Genomic DNA, 14,306 nt, shown 5'->3' with positions numbered 1-14,306 from the left:
CCCGGCGCCTGCCCCCTCCCCTGCCCTCCCCCAGCGGGGGAGGGAGAGAGCCGGTCGAAGAAGCGCCGCAGCCGCTCGATCGGCAGCAGCATGAGGTCGTGCAGGCAGAGGCCCGGCAAGGCCTCGAGCTGGGCGCGCGTCCAGGCCACGCCCTGGGGCATGAAGCGCTGGGCCGGCGCCAGCACGGCGTCGGCGTCTTCCTGGCGGCCTATGCGCCACAGCAGGCTGTCGATCTTCAGGCGCGCGCCACCGCAGTTGCCGCAGGGCGTGTAGCTGCGGTACTTGGACAGCAGCACGCGGATGTGCATCTTGTAGGACTTGGTCTCCAGGTACTCGAAGAAGCGCTTGACGCCGTACCAGTGCTGGTTCCACTTGCCGTTCCAGTTCGGCGAGCCCTCGATCACCCAGCGCTGCTGGGCCTCGGTCAGCTTGCTCCAGGGCGTGTCGCGCGGAATGCCGGCCGTCTCGGCGTGGCGCATCAGGTCGTCCTGGCACTCCTGCCAGGCCGGCGTCTGCATGGGCTTGATCGCGCCGGCGCGCAGCGTGAGCTTGTCGTTGGGGATCACCAGGCCGTAGTCCACGCCGATCACGCGGCCGAAGCCGCGGCAGGCCTCGCAGGCGCCGACGGCCGAGTTGAACGAGAACATCGAGGGTAGCGGCTCGGCGTAGCGCAGGTCGCTGTCCGGGCAGTGCAGGCCGGTGGAAAACCGCCACAGCTCGGGCTCGCCCTCTTCCTGCAGGCGGTAGACGTTGAGGCGCCCGCCCCCGCGCCGCAGCGCGACCTCGATGGCCTCGATCGCGCGCGACTTCTCCACGTTGCCAATACGGAAGCGGTCCGCCACCACGTCCAAGACTTTTCTGGGCCCGGTCGGCGTGGCCACCTCGCGCTCGGCCTGCACCTTGGTGAAGCCGCTGGCCGACAGCCATTGCTCGACCTCCTCGGCGCTGGTGTGGGCCGGCAGTTCCACCGGGAACGTGACCACCAGCCGTGGATCTTCCTGTTCTGAACGGCCCCGCAACTCGGCGTAGATGGTCTCGGGCGAGTCGTGCCGCACGGGCTGCGCGGTCTGGCGGTCGAACAGCTGGCCGGCGCGCGCGAACAGCAGCTTGAGGTGGTCGTTGAGCTCGGTCATCGTGCCCACGGTGGAGCGCGAGCTGCGCACGGGGTTGGTCTGGTCGATCGCGATCGCCGGCGGCACGCCCTCGACCTTGTCCACCGCGGGCTTGTCCATGCGGTCCAGGAACTGGCGCGCGTAGGCGCTGAAGGTCTCGACGTAGCGGCGCTGGCCTTCGGCGTACAGGGTGTCGAACACCAGGCTGGACTTGCCCGAGCCGCTGGGCCCGGTCACCACCGTGAGCTCGCCGGTGCGCAGGTCGAGGTCGAGGTTCTTGAGGTTGTGCTGGCGCGCGCCGCGGATGCGGATGAGACCCTGGGACATGGCGTGGATATTTCGGTGAAGGCCGAACATTCTAGGGGGCGGACCTCGCCGCAGGGCGGGCGCCGGCAGAAGCCCTGTAAACCGTTTGCATTAAGGGAAACCCCCTGCGATGTCCGCCCGGGCGGGAACGGGCATCGCCCTACACTGTCTCAGCGCGAAGGAGACCGCATGAAATCGTTCCGACTGACCTGGCTGGCCGCCGTGCTGGCCGGCTTTTGCATGACGGCGCAGGCCCAGATCCTGATCGGGCAGACCGCCGGCTTCAGCGGCCCCGTGGGGGCCGGCGTCAAGGAGACCACCGAAGGCGCCAAGCTCTACCTGGACGCGGTCAACGCCCGCGGCGGCGTGCACGGCCAGCCGATCGCGCTGGTCTCCATGGACGACAAGTTCGAGCCCAAGCTGGCGGCCGAGAACGCGCGCGTGCTGATCGAGGACAAACGCGTGCTCGCCCTGTTCCTCAACCGCGGCACGCCGCACACCGAGGCCATCATCCCGCTGCTGAACCAGCATGGCGTGCCGCTGATAGCCCCGTCCACCGGCGCCATGGTGCTGCACCAGCCGGTGCAAAAGCATGTGTTCAACGTGCGAGCCACCTACCAGCGCGAGGCCGAGAAGGCCATCGTGCACCTGAACACCATGGGCATCACGCGCATCGCCGTGGTGCATGTGGACGACAGCTTCGGCGCCGACGGCCTGGCCGGGGCCCAGCGCGGCCTGGCCGCGGCCAAGCTGACCCCGGTGGCGCTCGAGAAGTTCGACCGCGCCAAGCCCAATTTCGCGCCGATCGCGCCCAAGGTGGCCCAGGCCAACGCCCAGGCCGTGCTGATGATCGCCTCGGGCTCGGCCGTGGTCGAGGGCACCAAGGCGCTGCGCGCGGCGGGCTCGGCGGCCCAGGTCGTGACCCTGTCCAACAACGCCTCGGGCGGCTTCGTAAAGAGCCTGGGCGAGCTGGCGCGCGGCGTGATCGTGACCCAGGTCTTCCCCTACGAGCGCTCGATCGCCTTCCCCATCGTCAAGGAGGCCCAGGACCTGGCGCGCGCCAAGGGCGCCAACGAGATCAGCCCCGCCATGCTGGAGGGATTCTCGGCCGCCAAGGTGCTGGTCGAGGCGCTGCGCCGCGCTGGACCCAAGCTCAGCCGCGAGCGCGTGCAGACCGCGCTCGAAGGCCTGCGCAAGCTCGACATCGGCGGCCTCGAAGTCGGCTACAGCACGACCGACCACACAGGTCTGGACTTCGCCGACCTGTCCATCATCGGCATCGACGGCCGCTTCAAGCGCTGAGCCCCTCCCGGGGCCCTTTCCTTACTTGGCGGCGCTGGCCGGCGCCGCGGCCGGCGCGGCCTCGTGCGGCGCCTCGATGCCGTGCTTCTCGCCGCCCATGTCGATGTCGCCACCCTTCATCAGAATGAAGATCGCGAGCGCGGCGAAGGCGATGAAGCCCACAAGCAGTTTCCACATGGTGTTTCTCCCGAAAAAAGGCCCTCGCTGATGGAGGGCCGGGTTGGATGTCCCCGCCCCTGTGGTGGGGAGTAAAGACCAGGATCAGTCGTTGGCGTAGATGTCCACGTCCTTGGTCTCGCGGATGAACAGGGTGCCGATCACACAGGTGGCGGCAGCGATGATGATCGGGTACCAGAGGCCGTTGTACATGTTGCCGGTCTGGGCCACGATGGCGAAGGCCGTGGTGGGCAGCAGGCCGCCGAACCAGCCGTTGCCGATGTGGTAGGGCAGGCTCATCGAGGTGTAGCGGATGCGGGTCGGGAACATCTCGACCAGCATGGCGGCGATCGGGCCGTAGACCATGGTCACCAGGATCACCAGGTAGGTCAGGATCAGGGTCACCATCACCTTGTCGAGCTTGGCCGGGTCGGCCTTGCTCGGGTAGCCGGCGGCCTTGAGCGCGTCGGCCACGGCCTTCTTGAACTCGCCGTCCTTCTTCTTGGCCTCGTCGGCCGCCAGGCCCTTGGAGGCGTAGCTGGCGATCGCGGTCTCGCCGATCTTGATGGTGGCCACGCTGCCCGCGGCCGCCTGCTCGTTCTCGTAGCTGACGGAAGCGCCGGCCAGCACCTGCTTGGCGATGTCGCAGGAGCTGGTGAACTTGGCCGTGCCGGTGGGGTTGAACTGGAACGAGCACTCGGCCGGGTCGGCGGCGATCACCACCTTGTTCGTGGCTTGCGCGGCGGCCAAGTCGGGGTTGGCGGCCTTGGTCAGGGCGCCGAACACCGGGAAGTAGGTCAGCGCGGCCAACAGGCAGCCGGCCATGATGATGGGCTTGCGGCCGATCTTGTCGGACAGGGAGCCGAACACGATGAAGAAGGGCGTGCCGATCAGCAGCGAGACCGCGACCAGGATGTTGGCCGTGGCGCCGTCGACCTTGAGCGCCTGGGTCAGGAAGAACAGGGCGTAAAACTGGCCCGAGTACCAGACCACGGCCTGGCCGGCGGTCAGGCCGATCAGCGCCAGGATCACGATCTTGAGGTTCTTCCACTGGCCGAAGGACTCGGTCAGCGGGGCCTTGGAGGTCTTGCCCTCGGCCTTCATCTTCTGGAAGGCCGGCGACTCGTTCATCGAGAGGCGGATCCAGACCGAGATCGCGAGCAGCGCGATGGAGACGATGAAGGGCACGCGCCAGCCCCAGTCGGCGAAGGCAGCCTCGCCGATCGCGGTGCGGGTGCCCAGGATCACCATCAGCGACAGGAACAGGCCCAGGGTCGCGGTGGTCTGGATCCAGGCCGTGTAGGCGCCGCGCTTGCCATGCGGCGCATGCTCGGCCACGTAGGTGGCGGCACCGCCGTACTCGCCGCCCAGGGCCAGGCCCTGCAGCAGGCGCAGCGCGATCAGGATGATGGGCGCGGCCACGCCTATGCTGGCGTAGTTGGGCAGGATGCCCACGATGAAGGTCGACAGGCCCATCAGCAGGATGGTGACCAGGAAGGTGTACTTGCGGCCGATCATGTCGCCCAGGCGGCCGAACACCAGGGCGCCGAAGGGCCGCACGATGAAGCCGGCCGCGAAGGCCAGCAGCGCGAAGATGAAGGCCGAACCGGCGTCGAGGCCGCTGAAGAACTGCTTGGCGATGATGGCGGCCAAGGAGCCGTAGAGGTAGAAGTCGTACCACTCGAACACGGTGCCGAGGGACGAGGCGAAGATCACTTTCTTCTCCTCGCGCGTCATGGGCCTAGCTGCGGTTGTAGCCATGGGTTTGTCTCCTGTCTATCTGGTTGCAGCCCCCGACACGGGGACTTGCTTCCATTCTTGGCGACGGCTCTGACCCTGCTCTGACGCGAAACCAACGCAGGCTTGCGCCAAACTGAACCGGGGCTGACGGCTTAGGGTGAAACCCTGGGGATCGATTTCAGGATGTGGATGAGGGCAAGCTGACCGCAGCGTCCCAGGCCGGGCCCTGGAACCAGGGGTCGCCGAGCAGGTAGGCGCGCAGCATGGGCAGGGCATCGAGGCCCCAGAACAGATGGCCGTCGACCGCGATGGTCGGCACGCCGAACAGGCCCAGCGCCAGGGCCTGTTCGGTGCGGGCCTTGAGCTCGGCCTTGACGGCCTCGCTCTGCGGGTCGCGGGCCGGCGCGAGCTCGCGCGTCAGCTGCGCCAGGCGCAGCGGGTCGGCCGCCTCGGCGCCGCCGCGCCAGACATGGCGAAAAATGGTTTCGCAGACATAGCGGTTGGGCTCGCCCTGGGCGTCGCAGGCCAGGGCCAGGCGCAGCAGGCCCAGCGGGTTGAAGGGGTGGCTGGCCGGCAGCTGCATGTCCACGCCCTGGCTGTGCGCCAGCCACTGCACCTGGCGGTAGGTCCAGGCGCGCTTTCCAGCGATCTCGGCCGGGCCGAGCTGGCCATGATGCCGCAACAGGCCGGCCAGCAGCAGAGGCCGGTAGCGCAGGCTGTGGCTGATGCCTTCCAGCGCCTCGGGCAGCTTCTCGAAGGCCAGGTAGGCGTAGGGCGAGATGAAGTCGAGGTAGAAGTCCAGCTGCTTCATGCTGCGTCCTCGGCAGGCAGGGGCTCGGCCGCCGCCAGGCGCTCGGCGATGCGCGCCCAGACCACGCGCTTGCCCGCGTCGTCGAGCCGGCTCCAGGCGCGGATCTCGTCCAGCGTGCGCCAGCAGCCCTCGCAGAGGCCGCTGGCCTCGCCCATGCGGCAGACCGAGATGCAGGGGGAAGGCAGCTGCGCTTCGAGCGCGAGCACCTCGCGGGTGCGCCCAGCCAGTCGTGTTGCCGCGCTCATCCCGCCACCTGCACCACGTCGACCACCGGCGCGCCCGTGAGGCGCTCCAGGTCCTGCGGGCGCAGCTCGAACACGCCGTGCGGATGGCCGGCCGCGGCCCAGATCGCGTCGAAGCGGAACAGCTCGCGGTCGATCAGGGTCACGGGCGGCTGGGCGTGGGCCAGCGGCGCCACGCCGCCGATCGAGAAGCCGGTGCGCGCCTTGACGAAGTCGGCGTCGGCGCGGGCTATCGCCCCCAGCTGGGCCTCGACCTTCTTCTCGTCGACGCGACGGTCGCCCGAGGTCACGACGAGCACGGCCGCGTCGTCGCTCTTGCGCCGGAAGACGATGCTCTTGGCGATCTGGCCGAGCGCGATGCCGAGCGCGTCGGCCGCCTGCTGGGCGGTGCGCGCCGCACCGTCGAGCAGCCGCGGCGCATGCGGATGGCCCAGGCGCTCGAGCTCGGCGCGCACGCGTTGCATGCCCTCGGGCAGGGCAGAGACTTCGGCGCCACACATGGCGGGTTCAGCCGGCACGCTTGTTGAGGATGGCCTGGGCCGCGCGCGAATTGGGCTTGCGTCCCAGGAATTCGCTGATGAACTTGCCCGCGTCGACCAGCTTGTCGAGATTGATGCCGGTGTCTATGCCCATGCCGTGCAGCAGGTAGACCACATCTTCGGTCGCCACGTTGCCGGTCGCGCCCTTGGCATAGGGGCAGCCGCCCAGGCCCGCGACCGAGGTGTCGTACTGCCATACGCCCAGCTCCAGGCTGGCCAGGGTGTTGGCCAGGGCCTGGCCGTAGGTGTCGTGGTAATGGCCCGAGACATCGTCGATCTCGTAATGCCGCAGCGCAGCCTCGAGCGCGCGCTGCACCTTCAGCGGCGTGCCCACGCCTATGGTGTCGGCCACGCCCACATGCTGCACGCCGATGTCTTTCATGAGGCCGGCCAGGTAGGCCACGCGCTCGGGCGCGATCTCGCCCTCGTAAGGGCAGCCCACGCAGCAGGACATGGCGCCGCGCACGTAGATGCCGGCCGCGCGCGCCGCCTCGGCCACGGGGCGGAAGCGCTCTATGCTCTCGGCGATCGAGCAGTTGATGTTCTTCTGGCTGAAGGCCTCGCTGGCCGCGCCGAACACCACGATCTCGTCGGGCCGGGTCTTGAGCGCGGCCTCGAAGCCCTGCAGGTTGGGCGTCAGCACCGAGTAGCGCACGCCGGCCTGGCGCTCGATGCCGGCCATGACGGAGGCAGCGTCGGCCATCTGCGGCACCCACTTGGGCGAGACGAAGCTCGTGACCTCGATCTCCCTGAGGCCGGCCGCCTGCAGGCGGTGCACGAGCTCGATCTTGACCGCGGCCGGCACCGGCTGCTTTTCATTCTGCAGGCCGTCGCGCGGCCCGACATCGACGAGTTTGACTTTGGGGGGAAGCTTCATGGGGCACTCTCTCTACGCCACAGTATCGCAAAATCCGGCCCCTGCGGCCGGCATCCGTATTAGTACCTAAGGCGCGCGTAATAGGTCCGCTGCGCGGCCTCGAGCGCCTGGCCCAGTGTCTGTATGCCCTGGTCGGCCAGCAGGGGCAGCAGGCGCAGGAACACCTCGGCCGTCAGCAGGGCGTCACCGAGGGCCCGGTGGCGCCCCTCGACCCCGATGCCGAAGCGCTCGGCGATCGCCTCCAGCTGATGCGATTCCTGGCTGGGATGGACCAGGGCCGAAAGCAGCAGCGTGTCCAGCACCGGCTGGTCGAAATGCAGGCCCGCCGCCTGCTCCTTGAGCCGCAGGAAGCGCATGTCGAAGGCCGCGTTGTGGGCGACCAGCACCGTGTCCCTGGCGAAGGCATGAAAGGCCGGCAGCACCTGCTCTATGGTCGGCCGCCCGCGCAGCAGCTCGGGAACTATGCCGTGGACCGACAAGGAGGCAGCGGGGATGTCGCGCCGCGGGTCGACCAACTGCTCGAAGCCCTCCTGCCGCAGCAGCCTGCCGTTGACGATGCGCACGGCGCCGACCTGGATGATCTCGTCGCCACCCGAAGGGTCCAGCCCCGTGGTCTCGGTGTCGAACACGGTGTAGGCGAGCTCGGACAGGCGGCGCTCGGCCAGTTCGCCGGCCTGGCCCGCGCGCTGGAACAGGTCGAAGTCGTAATACTCGGGGCGGCTGCCGGCGGGCGCCGGCAGGGCCGCCTCGGCCGGTTCCTGCGGGCTGGCCTGCGGCAGCAGGAAGCGGAACCAGGCCTGGTGACTGGCGCGCTCGCGTTCGAACCAGAAGGCGCCGCCATGGCGCTCCACGACATCGCGCACGCTCAGCGGCAGGGTCTCGTCGCCGACCTTCATCGGGTCCATTTCCCAGCCCATCGCGGTTTCGCTGTTCATGACCTGGCCGGACCAGACCAGGTCCAGGTGGGCGCGCGGCCCGGCCGGGCCAAGCCGCAGCTCGACATGGCGCAAGCCGAATTCTTCGAACAGCCGACCGGCGAGGTAGACCAGGGCCTGCAGCAGGGAGAAGCTGTCCACGCGCAGCCACAGCGGGACGGGCGGCGCCACGGTGGCGCAGGGCAGGCCATGGGCCGCCTCGATGCGCCGCGCGGCGGCGGCCAGCAGGTCGCTGCCCAGCATGTCCTCCATCGGCCAGCGGGTCTTGAGCGCATCGGTCGAGCTGGCCACGAGGTCCTGGATGCGCCGGCTCATGGCGGCGGTCTCGTCGCGCACCACGGCGAGGAAGCGATCGCGCAGGGCGGCGTCGAGGTCGGGGTAGTCCAGCATGTCGAGCGCCGCCTGCATGTTGGCCAGGGCGGAGCGGCTGCGCTCGGTCAGGCCCAGCAGCAGGCGGTCGCGCGCGCTCTCCTGCTCGAGTTCGCGCGTGATGTCGTCGAGCAGCAGCACATAGCCGCTCATGGCCGGGCGCTCGCCCTGCGCCGCGGGCGCGCGCACCGGCGTCATCAGGACCCGCAGCAGATGGCCGGCGCCGGCGGTCGTGACGAACTGGGCCGCAGGGCTGGCCGCGTCCTGCGCCATGCGCTGCTGCACGCGCTCCAGGGCATGGTCGATCAGCGGGCGGTCGAACACGGCATAGATCGAGCGCCCGAGCCCGATCAGCTCGGCCCCGCCCGCGACCTCGGGGGCCTGCGACAGGGCACGGAACTGCAGGCGCGCGCGCTGGTTGTAGAGGATGACACGACCGTCCAGGCTGCACACCACCACGCTTTGCATGAGCTCGGACATCAGCGCGGCGAGCCGGCTGCGTTCCTGCTCGATGCGCTGGCTGGCCTCGCCCACCCTGGCCTCGACATCGCGCTGCAGCTGCGCCCGCTGGGCCGCCAGCGCCTCGATGGCCCGGGCCAGGCCCCGGTTCTCGGCGCTGCCCCGGGCCGGCAGCTCGCTCGGCCCCTGCCCGGCCAGCAGCACCTGCGCCGCTTCGAGCAGGCGCGCCGGGGCCTCGACCCGGTCGCGGTACAGCAGGCGCGCCGCATGGCCCAGGCCGCCCGCCAGCACCAGGCCCAGCAGCAGCAGCAGCGCGGCGCGCGGGGCCAGCAGTTCGCCCAGGACCGCGCGCTCGGCCTCGGCCAGCGTGGCCGCGACCAGCGCCAGGGCCAGGCCGGTCCAGGCCGCCAGCACCCCCCCAGGCAGCAGCGTGGCCAGCAGCCGGCGCGGGTCGCGCTTCACGGCCGGCGGTCCAGCAGTTCGCGCACCCGCTGGACCAGCTCCTTGGTCGAGAAGGGCTTGGTCATGTAGCCGTCGGCGCCCAGGGCCAGGCCCTTGGCGACATCGGTCTCGCGCCCCCTGGCGGTCAGCATCAGGATCAGCGTGTCCTTGAGCTGCTCGTCGGCCCGCACCTCCTGGCACACCTCGAAGCCCGTCTTGCCGGGCATCATCACGTCCAGCAGCACCAGCTGCGGGCGCTCGCGCCGGATCGCCGCCATCGCCTCCAGGCCGTCGCGCGCGACCGTCACCTCGTAGGCCTCGCGCCTGAGCAGGTATTCGAGCGAGATCACGATGTTGGGCTCGTCGTCGGCGATCAGTATCTTGTACGTCATGGGGCGTCTCCTGCCTGCTGAAGCTCGTCCTGCCCGGCCTCCCCGCCCGGCGCGCGCCAGGGCAGCCGGAACAGGAAGCGCGCGCCGCGGCCGGGCTCGGACTCGACCCAGAGCCGCCCGCCGAAATGGGCGACGATCTGGCGGCTGATCGGCAGGCCCAGCCCCGTGCCCTGGGGACGGCGGGCCTGGTCGCCGCCCTGGCGGAATTTCTCGAAGATCAGCGCCTGCTGCTCGGGCGGCACGCCCGGCCCATTGTCCTGCACCGCCACCGTCAGGCCCGCGGCGTCGGTGGACAGGGTCACTTCGACCCGCCCGGCCTGGGGTGGCAGGAACTTGGCCGCGTTGGACAGCAGGTTCAGCACGACCTGCGTCAGGCGGTCCGCATCGGCGCGGATCACGACCGGGGGCCCCGGCGGCAGGCTCAGGCTGAGCTCGGCCCCGCGCTCGCGGAACATCTCGGCCGTGGTCTGCATGGCCTGGCTCAGCAGCCGGCCCATGTCCACCTCGCTGTTGTGCCACTCGGCATGGCCCGACTCGATCTTGGCCATGTCCAGCACCTGGTTCACGAGGCGGGTCAGGCGCTCGGTCTCGGCGACGACGATGCCCAGGAACTGCTGGCGCTGCGGTGCCGGCATCTCGGCATCCTCGAGCATCAGCTCGGCCAGGGCGCGGATCGAGGTCAGCGGCGTGCGCAGCTCGTGCGTGACCGAGGACATGAAGTCGTCCTTGAGCCGGTCCAGGCTCTTGAGCTGCTCGTTGGCGGCGCGCAGCTCCCGCGTGGCCTGCTCGAGCGAGCGCGATTTCTGCTCGAGCTCGAGCGAGTGGGCGCGCAGCTGCGAGGCCTCCTGCAGGATCTGCACCACGTCCTCCAGCGCGAGTGGCTCCTCCTCGACGGCCGAGGCCACCATCACGCGCGCCGAGGCGCTGCCGATCGCGCCCGCGAGCTGGGTCTCGACGAACTGGACCAGCCGGGCGTCGGGCGCGATCTGCGCCACCCCGTCCACGCCGGCCTGGCGCGCATAGTCGTCGAACAGCTGCTGGGCCCCGGGCTCGCCGAGAAAGCGCGCGGCCAGCGCCTGCAGGTCCTGCACCCGGGCGCGCCCGCGCCAGAACACGGGGCCGCTGGTCTGGCTGCGCCCGAACACGTCCACGAACAGCAGGGCCTGGCTGGCCTCGGCGGCGTTCGGGCTGCGCCACAGCGAGACGCCCACGTAGGCGCCCAGGTTGGCCAGCAGGCTCCAGAACAGCGAATGGCTCAGGTTGTCCAGCCCGCTCAGGCCCAGCAGCTGCTCGGGCTTGAGCAGCGCGATGCCCCAGGGCCCCTCGGACAGGAAGCCGCCCGCCAACCAGCCCGACTTGGCCAGCGAGGGCAGCATCAGCGTGTAGACCCAGAGGCCGAAGCCCAGCAGCAGCCCGGCCATGGCGCCACCGCGCGTGGCTCCCTTCCAGTACATGCCGCCGAGCAGGGCCGGCGCGAACTGCGCCACGGCCGCGAAGCTGATCAGGCCGATGCTGACCAGGGCATAGGCCTCGCCCGCGAGCTGGAAATAGGCGTAGCCGAGCAGCAGCACCAGCACGATGGCGACGCGCCTGATGCCCAGCAGCAGGCCCGTCAGGTCGCGCCCCGCACGCGCGCCGAAGCGGCGCGTGCGCAGCAGCAGCGGCATCACGAGGTCGTTGCAGACCATGCTGGCCACGGCGATGGTCTCGACGATCACCATGCCGGTGGCCGCCGACAGGCCGCCGACGAAGGCCAGCAGGGCCAGCGCCAACTGCCCGTGCGCCAGTGGCAGCGAGAGCACGAAGGCCTCGGGGTCCATGCGGCCCGGGCCGAAGACCAGCCCCCCGCCCAGCGCGATCGGCAGCACGAACAGGTTGATCAGCAGCAGGTAGAGCGGAAACACCCAGACCGCGCGGCGCAGGTGCCGCTCGTCGACGTTCTCGACCACCATGACCTGGAACTGCCTGGGCAGCAGGATCACCGACAGCATGGACAGCAGCATCAGCGCGAACCACTGGCCCCAGGCGAAGGGCGCGCCGACAGCCGAGGGCAGCAGCTGGGCCAGCGACGGAACGGCCTGGGCGCGCGTGAAGATGTCGCCCACGCCCGCGAACAGACCGTAGCTCACGAACAGCCCCACGGCCAGGAACGCCAGCAGCTTGAGCAGCGACTCGAAGGCAATCGCCGCGACCAGGCCCTCGTGGCGCTCGCTGGCGTCGAGGTGGCGCGCGCCGAACACCATGGTGAAGCCGGCCAGCACCAGCGCGAAGTACAGCGTGCTGTCGCGCCACCAGGGCCCGGGCGGCGGCAGCGCCTCGCCCAGCGGCACGGTCAGCAGGGCATAGCCGCCGGACACGGCCTTGAGCTGCAGCGCGATGTAGGGCAGGATGCCCACCACCGTGATCAGCGTAACCAGGCCCGCCAGCAGCGGGCTCTTGCCGTAGCGGCTGCCGATGAAGTCGGCGATCGAGGTGATGCGGTAGCTGCGCGCGATGCGGATCATCTTGCGCACCACCACCCAGGCCAGCACCATGGCCAGCGTGGGACCGAGGTAGATCGGCAGGAACCACGGGCCCGAGGAGGCGGCCCGCCCCACGCTGCCGAAATAGGTCCAGGCCGAGCAATAGACCGCCATCGACAGCGCATAGACCCAGGGGTTGGCGATGATGGAGCGGCCCTGGGCCGCGCGCCGGTCGCCGTAGAGGGCCACGGCAAACAGCCACAGCAGGTAGGCGAACGAGGTGCCGACGACCAGCGGGGCGGGCAGCATGGAGGCGCTCACTCGGGCATCCGCTCCACCAGCCAGCCCAGCGCCGCGATCAGCAGGCCCCAGAGCACGAACAGCGCGACGACGAACAGCGGCACGCCCCAGACCGTGAGGCCTAGGTTCCAGAGGGCCAGCAGGGGGAAGTTCAGCAGCAGCGCACCGCCGACGAACAGGGCCAGCAGGCGCTGGGCATCCAGTCGCTTGAACACGGTGTTCTCCTTGGCGGGCGGCGCCGGGGCCGCGGGGGCCTGAGCCGGATTGTGTCGGCGCGCCATCAGCTGTCAAGCCGGTAGTGCAGGCGCAGCTGCTGGCGGAAGCGCTTGATGATCAGCAGCGCGTCCTTCAGCAGGTCGCGGTCCAGCGTGCCCAGGCTGGACAGCGGCAGGAGGTTGTCGAGCGGCAGGCCCAGCTGCTTCTGGCGCAGGTGGTTGCGCAGCCTCAGGCCCATCAGGAAATGCAGCACCTCGACCAAGTCGCGCGCCAGGTCCTGCGCCAGCTGGCCGCGCGTCGCCAGGGCACGCAGCCTGGCCGCCGTGCCGACCTCGTCCAGCCGCGCCTCCAGCGCCAGCGCGCGTGCGCCGTGCACGATGGGGAAGGTGCCGAGCTTCTTGAGGTCGAAAGGCGGCTCCTCGCGCCCACCCAGCGCGGCCAGCCTTGCCCACCAGGGGCCCGCTTCGCTGAACTGCTCGATCGCCCCGACGAAGCGCGCGAAGAAGGCGTCGCTGCCGGCCAGGATGCGGTGCAGATGGTCCCTGGCCTCGCGCAGCAGGGCCGCGTCCCCCGCCACCGCCCGCGCGTCCATGAAGATGGCCAGGTTCAGCGGCCCCTCGGGCTCGGCGCCGTAGAGCCATTGCCTGATGCTGTCGCGAAAGCCGGCCAGCGGCTGGCACCAGAGCGGCCGCGTCAGCATGATCTCGCCCGGGCAGGGCGGGTAGCCCAGGTCGGTCAGGGCCTCGCTGAAACGCCGCACGCTCTGCGCGAGCTCGGGGCAGGCATAGCCGTCGCGCAGCAGCAGGGCATTGTCCTGGTCGGTCTTGAGCGCCTGCTCGCCGCGCCCTTCGCTGCCCATGACGAGCAGGCAGCTGTTGCGCACCAGCTCCGCCGGCGCGACGAAGGACCAGAGACGCGCAAAAATCTGCCGATTGAGCTCGCTCACGAGGCCGCAGATCAGCTCTATCCTGGCGCCGCCGCCCTGCAGCAGCGCGACCAGTCCGTCCACCTGCCGCGCGGCGGCCTTGAGCGCATCGAGCGAGCCGGCCTGCTCGACCTGCAGCGCGATCAGGTGCGAGTGGTTGGAGACGAAGCCCATCAGGTCGAGCTGGCTCAGCACCCCGAGGATCTCGTCGCCCTCGCGCACCAGCACGCGGTGCACGCGGTGGCGGATCATGGCCAGCAGGGCCTCGGAGAGCTCGGCGTCGGGCGGCAGCGCGACCAGGTCGAACTGCGCCACCTCGCGCACCGCGAGTTCCTGCGGCGGCACCCCGCGCAGCAGGGCGTCGCGCAGGTCGGTGGTCGTGAACATGCCGATGCGCTGCGCGCCGTCGCGCGCGTCGCGCACCAGCGCATGGGTCTGCCCCTGCTGCGCCAGCAGGCGGCACAGCGAGACCAGGTCCATCCCGCCGTCGACGACCAGGGGCTGGCGCAGGTAGGCGTCGCGCACCCGCACCATCATCAGCGAGAGGAACTCGCGGCTGCCGTGCAGCAGGGCCTGCTCGTCGGTGCCCAGGCGGTCGAAGGGCGGAGCGTCTAAACGGAAATCGTCTGGCACGGCGGCGTCCCGTCAAAAAAGGACTGCGGGCGGGGCTGCCGCAGTCCTTTCAGCTTAGCGCAGGCGCGGCAGCAGTGCCTGCGCCGCGG

The 14,306-nt window shown here is 70.2% G+C and carries 13 protein-coding genes; 1 reads left to right on the top strand and 12 read right to left on the bottom strand.

Translation table 11 applies throughout. From position 1 onward, the window contains the following. Positions 1-1,439, bottom strand: a 1,439-nt coding sequence (locus FFS10_RS15180) for an excinuclease ABC subunit UvrA (RefSeq protein ID WP_502702877.1), incomplete at its 3' end; no start/stop codon positions are given. Positions 1,440-1,607: 168 nt separating this feature from the next. Here FFS10_RS15180 and FFS10_RS15175 point away from each other — a divergent pair. Next, entirely contained in the window at positions 1,608-2,720 is a 1,113-nt protein-coding gene (locus FFS10_RS15175; RefSeq protein ID WP_137895315.1) for an ABC transporter substrate-binding protein, read from the top strand. Between the two features lie 21 nt (positions 2,721-2,741). Here FFS10_RS15175 and FFS10_RS23000 read toward each other — a convergent pair whose 3' ends face one another. From FFS10_RS23000 to FFS10_RS15125, 11 genes are all read right to left on the bottom strand, one after another. Beyond that, the gene (locus tag FFS10_RS23000; protein ID WP_171016167.1) at positions 2,742-2,897 is read right to left on the bottom strand and encodes a hypothetical protein; all 156 of its coding nucleotides are present in this window, start codon (positions 2,895-2,897) and stop codon (positions 2,742-2,744) included. Positions 2,898-2,981: 84 nt separating this feature from the next. After that, the gene (locus tag FFS10_RS15170) at positions 2,982-4,637 is read right to left on the bottom strand and encodes an MFS transporter (RefSeq protein ID WP_137895314.1); all 1,656 of its coding nucleotides are present in this window, start codon (positions 4,635-4,637) and stop codon (positions 2,982-2,984) included. A gap of 157 nt (positions 4,638-4,794) precedes the next feature. After that, a complete protein-coding gene (locus FFS10_RS15165; protein WP_137895313.1) occupies positions 4,795-5,427 on the bottom strand; it encodes a 2-hydroxychromene-2-carboxylate isomerase in 633 nt (210 codons plus the stop codon). After that, a complete protein-coding gene (locus tag FFS10_RS15160; RefSeq protein ID WP_137895312.1) occupies positions 5,424-5,672 on the bottom strand; it encodes a DUF1289 domain-containing protein in 249 nt (82 codons plus the stop codon). The genes FFS10_RS15165 and FFS10_RS15160 overlap by 4 nt, the downstream gene beginning before the upstream one ends. Next, positions 5,669-6,169, bottom strand: a complete 501-nt coding sequence (locus tag FFS10_RS15155; protein WP_137895311.1) for a YbaK/EbsC family protein — start codon at positions 6,167-6,169, stop codon at positions 5,669-5,671. Before FFS10_RS15155 ends, FFS10_RS15160 begins: the two co-directional genes overlap by 4 nt. 7 nt (positions 6,170-6,176) lie before the next feature. Beyond that, positions 6,177-7,085, bottom strand: coding sequence for a hydroxymethylglutaryl-CoA lyase (locus tag FFS10_RS15150; RefSeq protein WP_137895310.1), 909 nt, complete (start codon positions 7,083-7,085; stop codon positions 6,177-6,179). 59 nt (positions 7,086-7,144) lie between these two features. Continuing rightward, positions 7,145-9,310 (bottom strand): 3'-5' exonuclease, encoded by a 2,166-nt coding sequence (locus FFS10_RS15145; RefSeq protein ID WP_137895309.1) that lies wholly within the window; start codon positions 9,308-9,310, stop codon positions 7,145-7,147. Then, positions 9,307-9,681 (bottom strand): response regulator transcription factor, encoded by a 375-nt coding sequence (locus FFS10_RS15140; protein WP_137895308.1) that lies wholly within the window; start codon positions 9,679-9,681, stop codon positions 9,307-9,309. The genes FFS10_RS15145 and FFS10_RS15140 overlap by 4 nt, the downstream gene beginning before the upstream one ends. Next, positions 9,678-12,464: an ATP-binding protein gene (locus FFS10_RS15135; RefSeq protein WP_249931312.1), complete on the bottom strand. Its 2,787-nt coding sequence runs from the start codon at positions 12,462-12,464 to the stop codon at positions 9,678-9,680. Before FFS10_RS15135 ends, FFS10_RS15140 begins: the two co-directional genes overlap by 4 nt. After that, a complete protein-coding gene (locus FFS10_RS15130) occupies positions 12,461-12,658 on the bottom strand; it encodes a hypothetical protein (RefSeq protein ID WP_137895306.1) in 198 nt (65 codons plus the stop codon). The genes FFS10_RS15135 and FFS10_RS15130 overlap by 4 nt, the downstream gene beginning before the upstream one ends. Positions 12,659-12,723: 65 nt before the next feature. Next, a complete protein-coding gene (locus FFS10_RS15125; protein WP_249931311.1) occupies positions 12,724-14,217 on the bottom strand; it encodes a putative nucleotidyltransferase substrate binding domain-containing protein in 1,494 nt (497 codons plus the stop codon). Between the last annotated feature and the right edge of the window lie 89 nt (positions 14,218-14,306).

The organism is Ramlibacter sp. 2FC, assembly GCF_005503345.1.
Taxonomy (GTDB): Bacteria; Pseudomonadota; Gammaproteobacteria; order Burkholderiales; family Burkholderiaceae_C; genus SCMQ01.
This window is presented reverse-complemented; position numbering and strand designations above follow the sequence as displayed.

Bases quoted from the DNA above. Each gene is read 5' to 3' on its own strand.
- FFS10_RS15175 (WP_137895315.1), top strand. From the start codon at position 1,608: ATGAAATCGTTCCGACTGACCTGGCTGGCCGCCGTGCTGGCCGGCTTT.
- FFS10_RS15160 (WP_137895312.1), bottom strand. From the start codon at position 5,672: ATGAGCGCGGCAACACGACTGGCTGGGCGCACCCGCGAGGTGCTCGCG.
- FFS10_RS23000 (WP_171016167.1), bottom strand. From the start codon at position 2,897: ATGTGGAAACTGCTTGTGGGCTTCATCGCCTTCGCCGCGCTCGCGATC.
- FFS10_RS15165 (WP_137895313.1), bottom strand. From the start codon at position 5,427: ATGAAGCAGCTGGACTTCTACCTCGACTTCATCTCGCCCTACGCCTAC.
- FFS10_RS15170 (WP_137895314.1), bottom strand. From the start codon at position 4,637: ATGGCTACAACCGCAGCTAGGCCCATGACGCGCGAGGAGAAGAAAGTG.
- FFS10_RS15140 (WP_137895308.1), bottom strand. From the start codon at position 9,681: ATGACGTACAAGATACTGATCGCCGACGACGAGCCCAACATCGTGATC.
- FFS10_RS15150 (WP_137895310.1), bottom strand. From the start codon at position 7,085: ATGAAGCTTCCCCCCAAAGTCAAACTCGTCGATGTCGGGCCGCGCGAC.
- FFS10_RS15155 (WP_137895311.1), bottom strand. From the start codon at position 6,169: ATGTGTGGCGCCGAAGTCTCTGCCCTGCCCGAGGGCATGCAACGCGTG.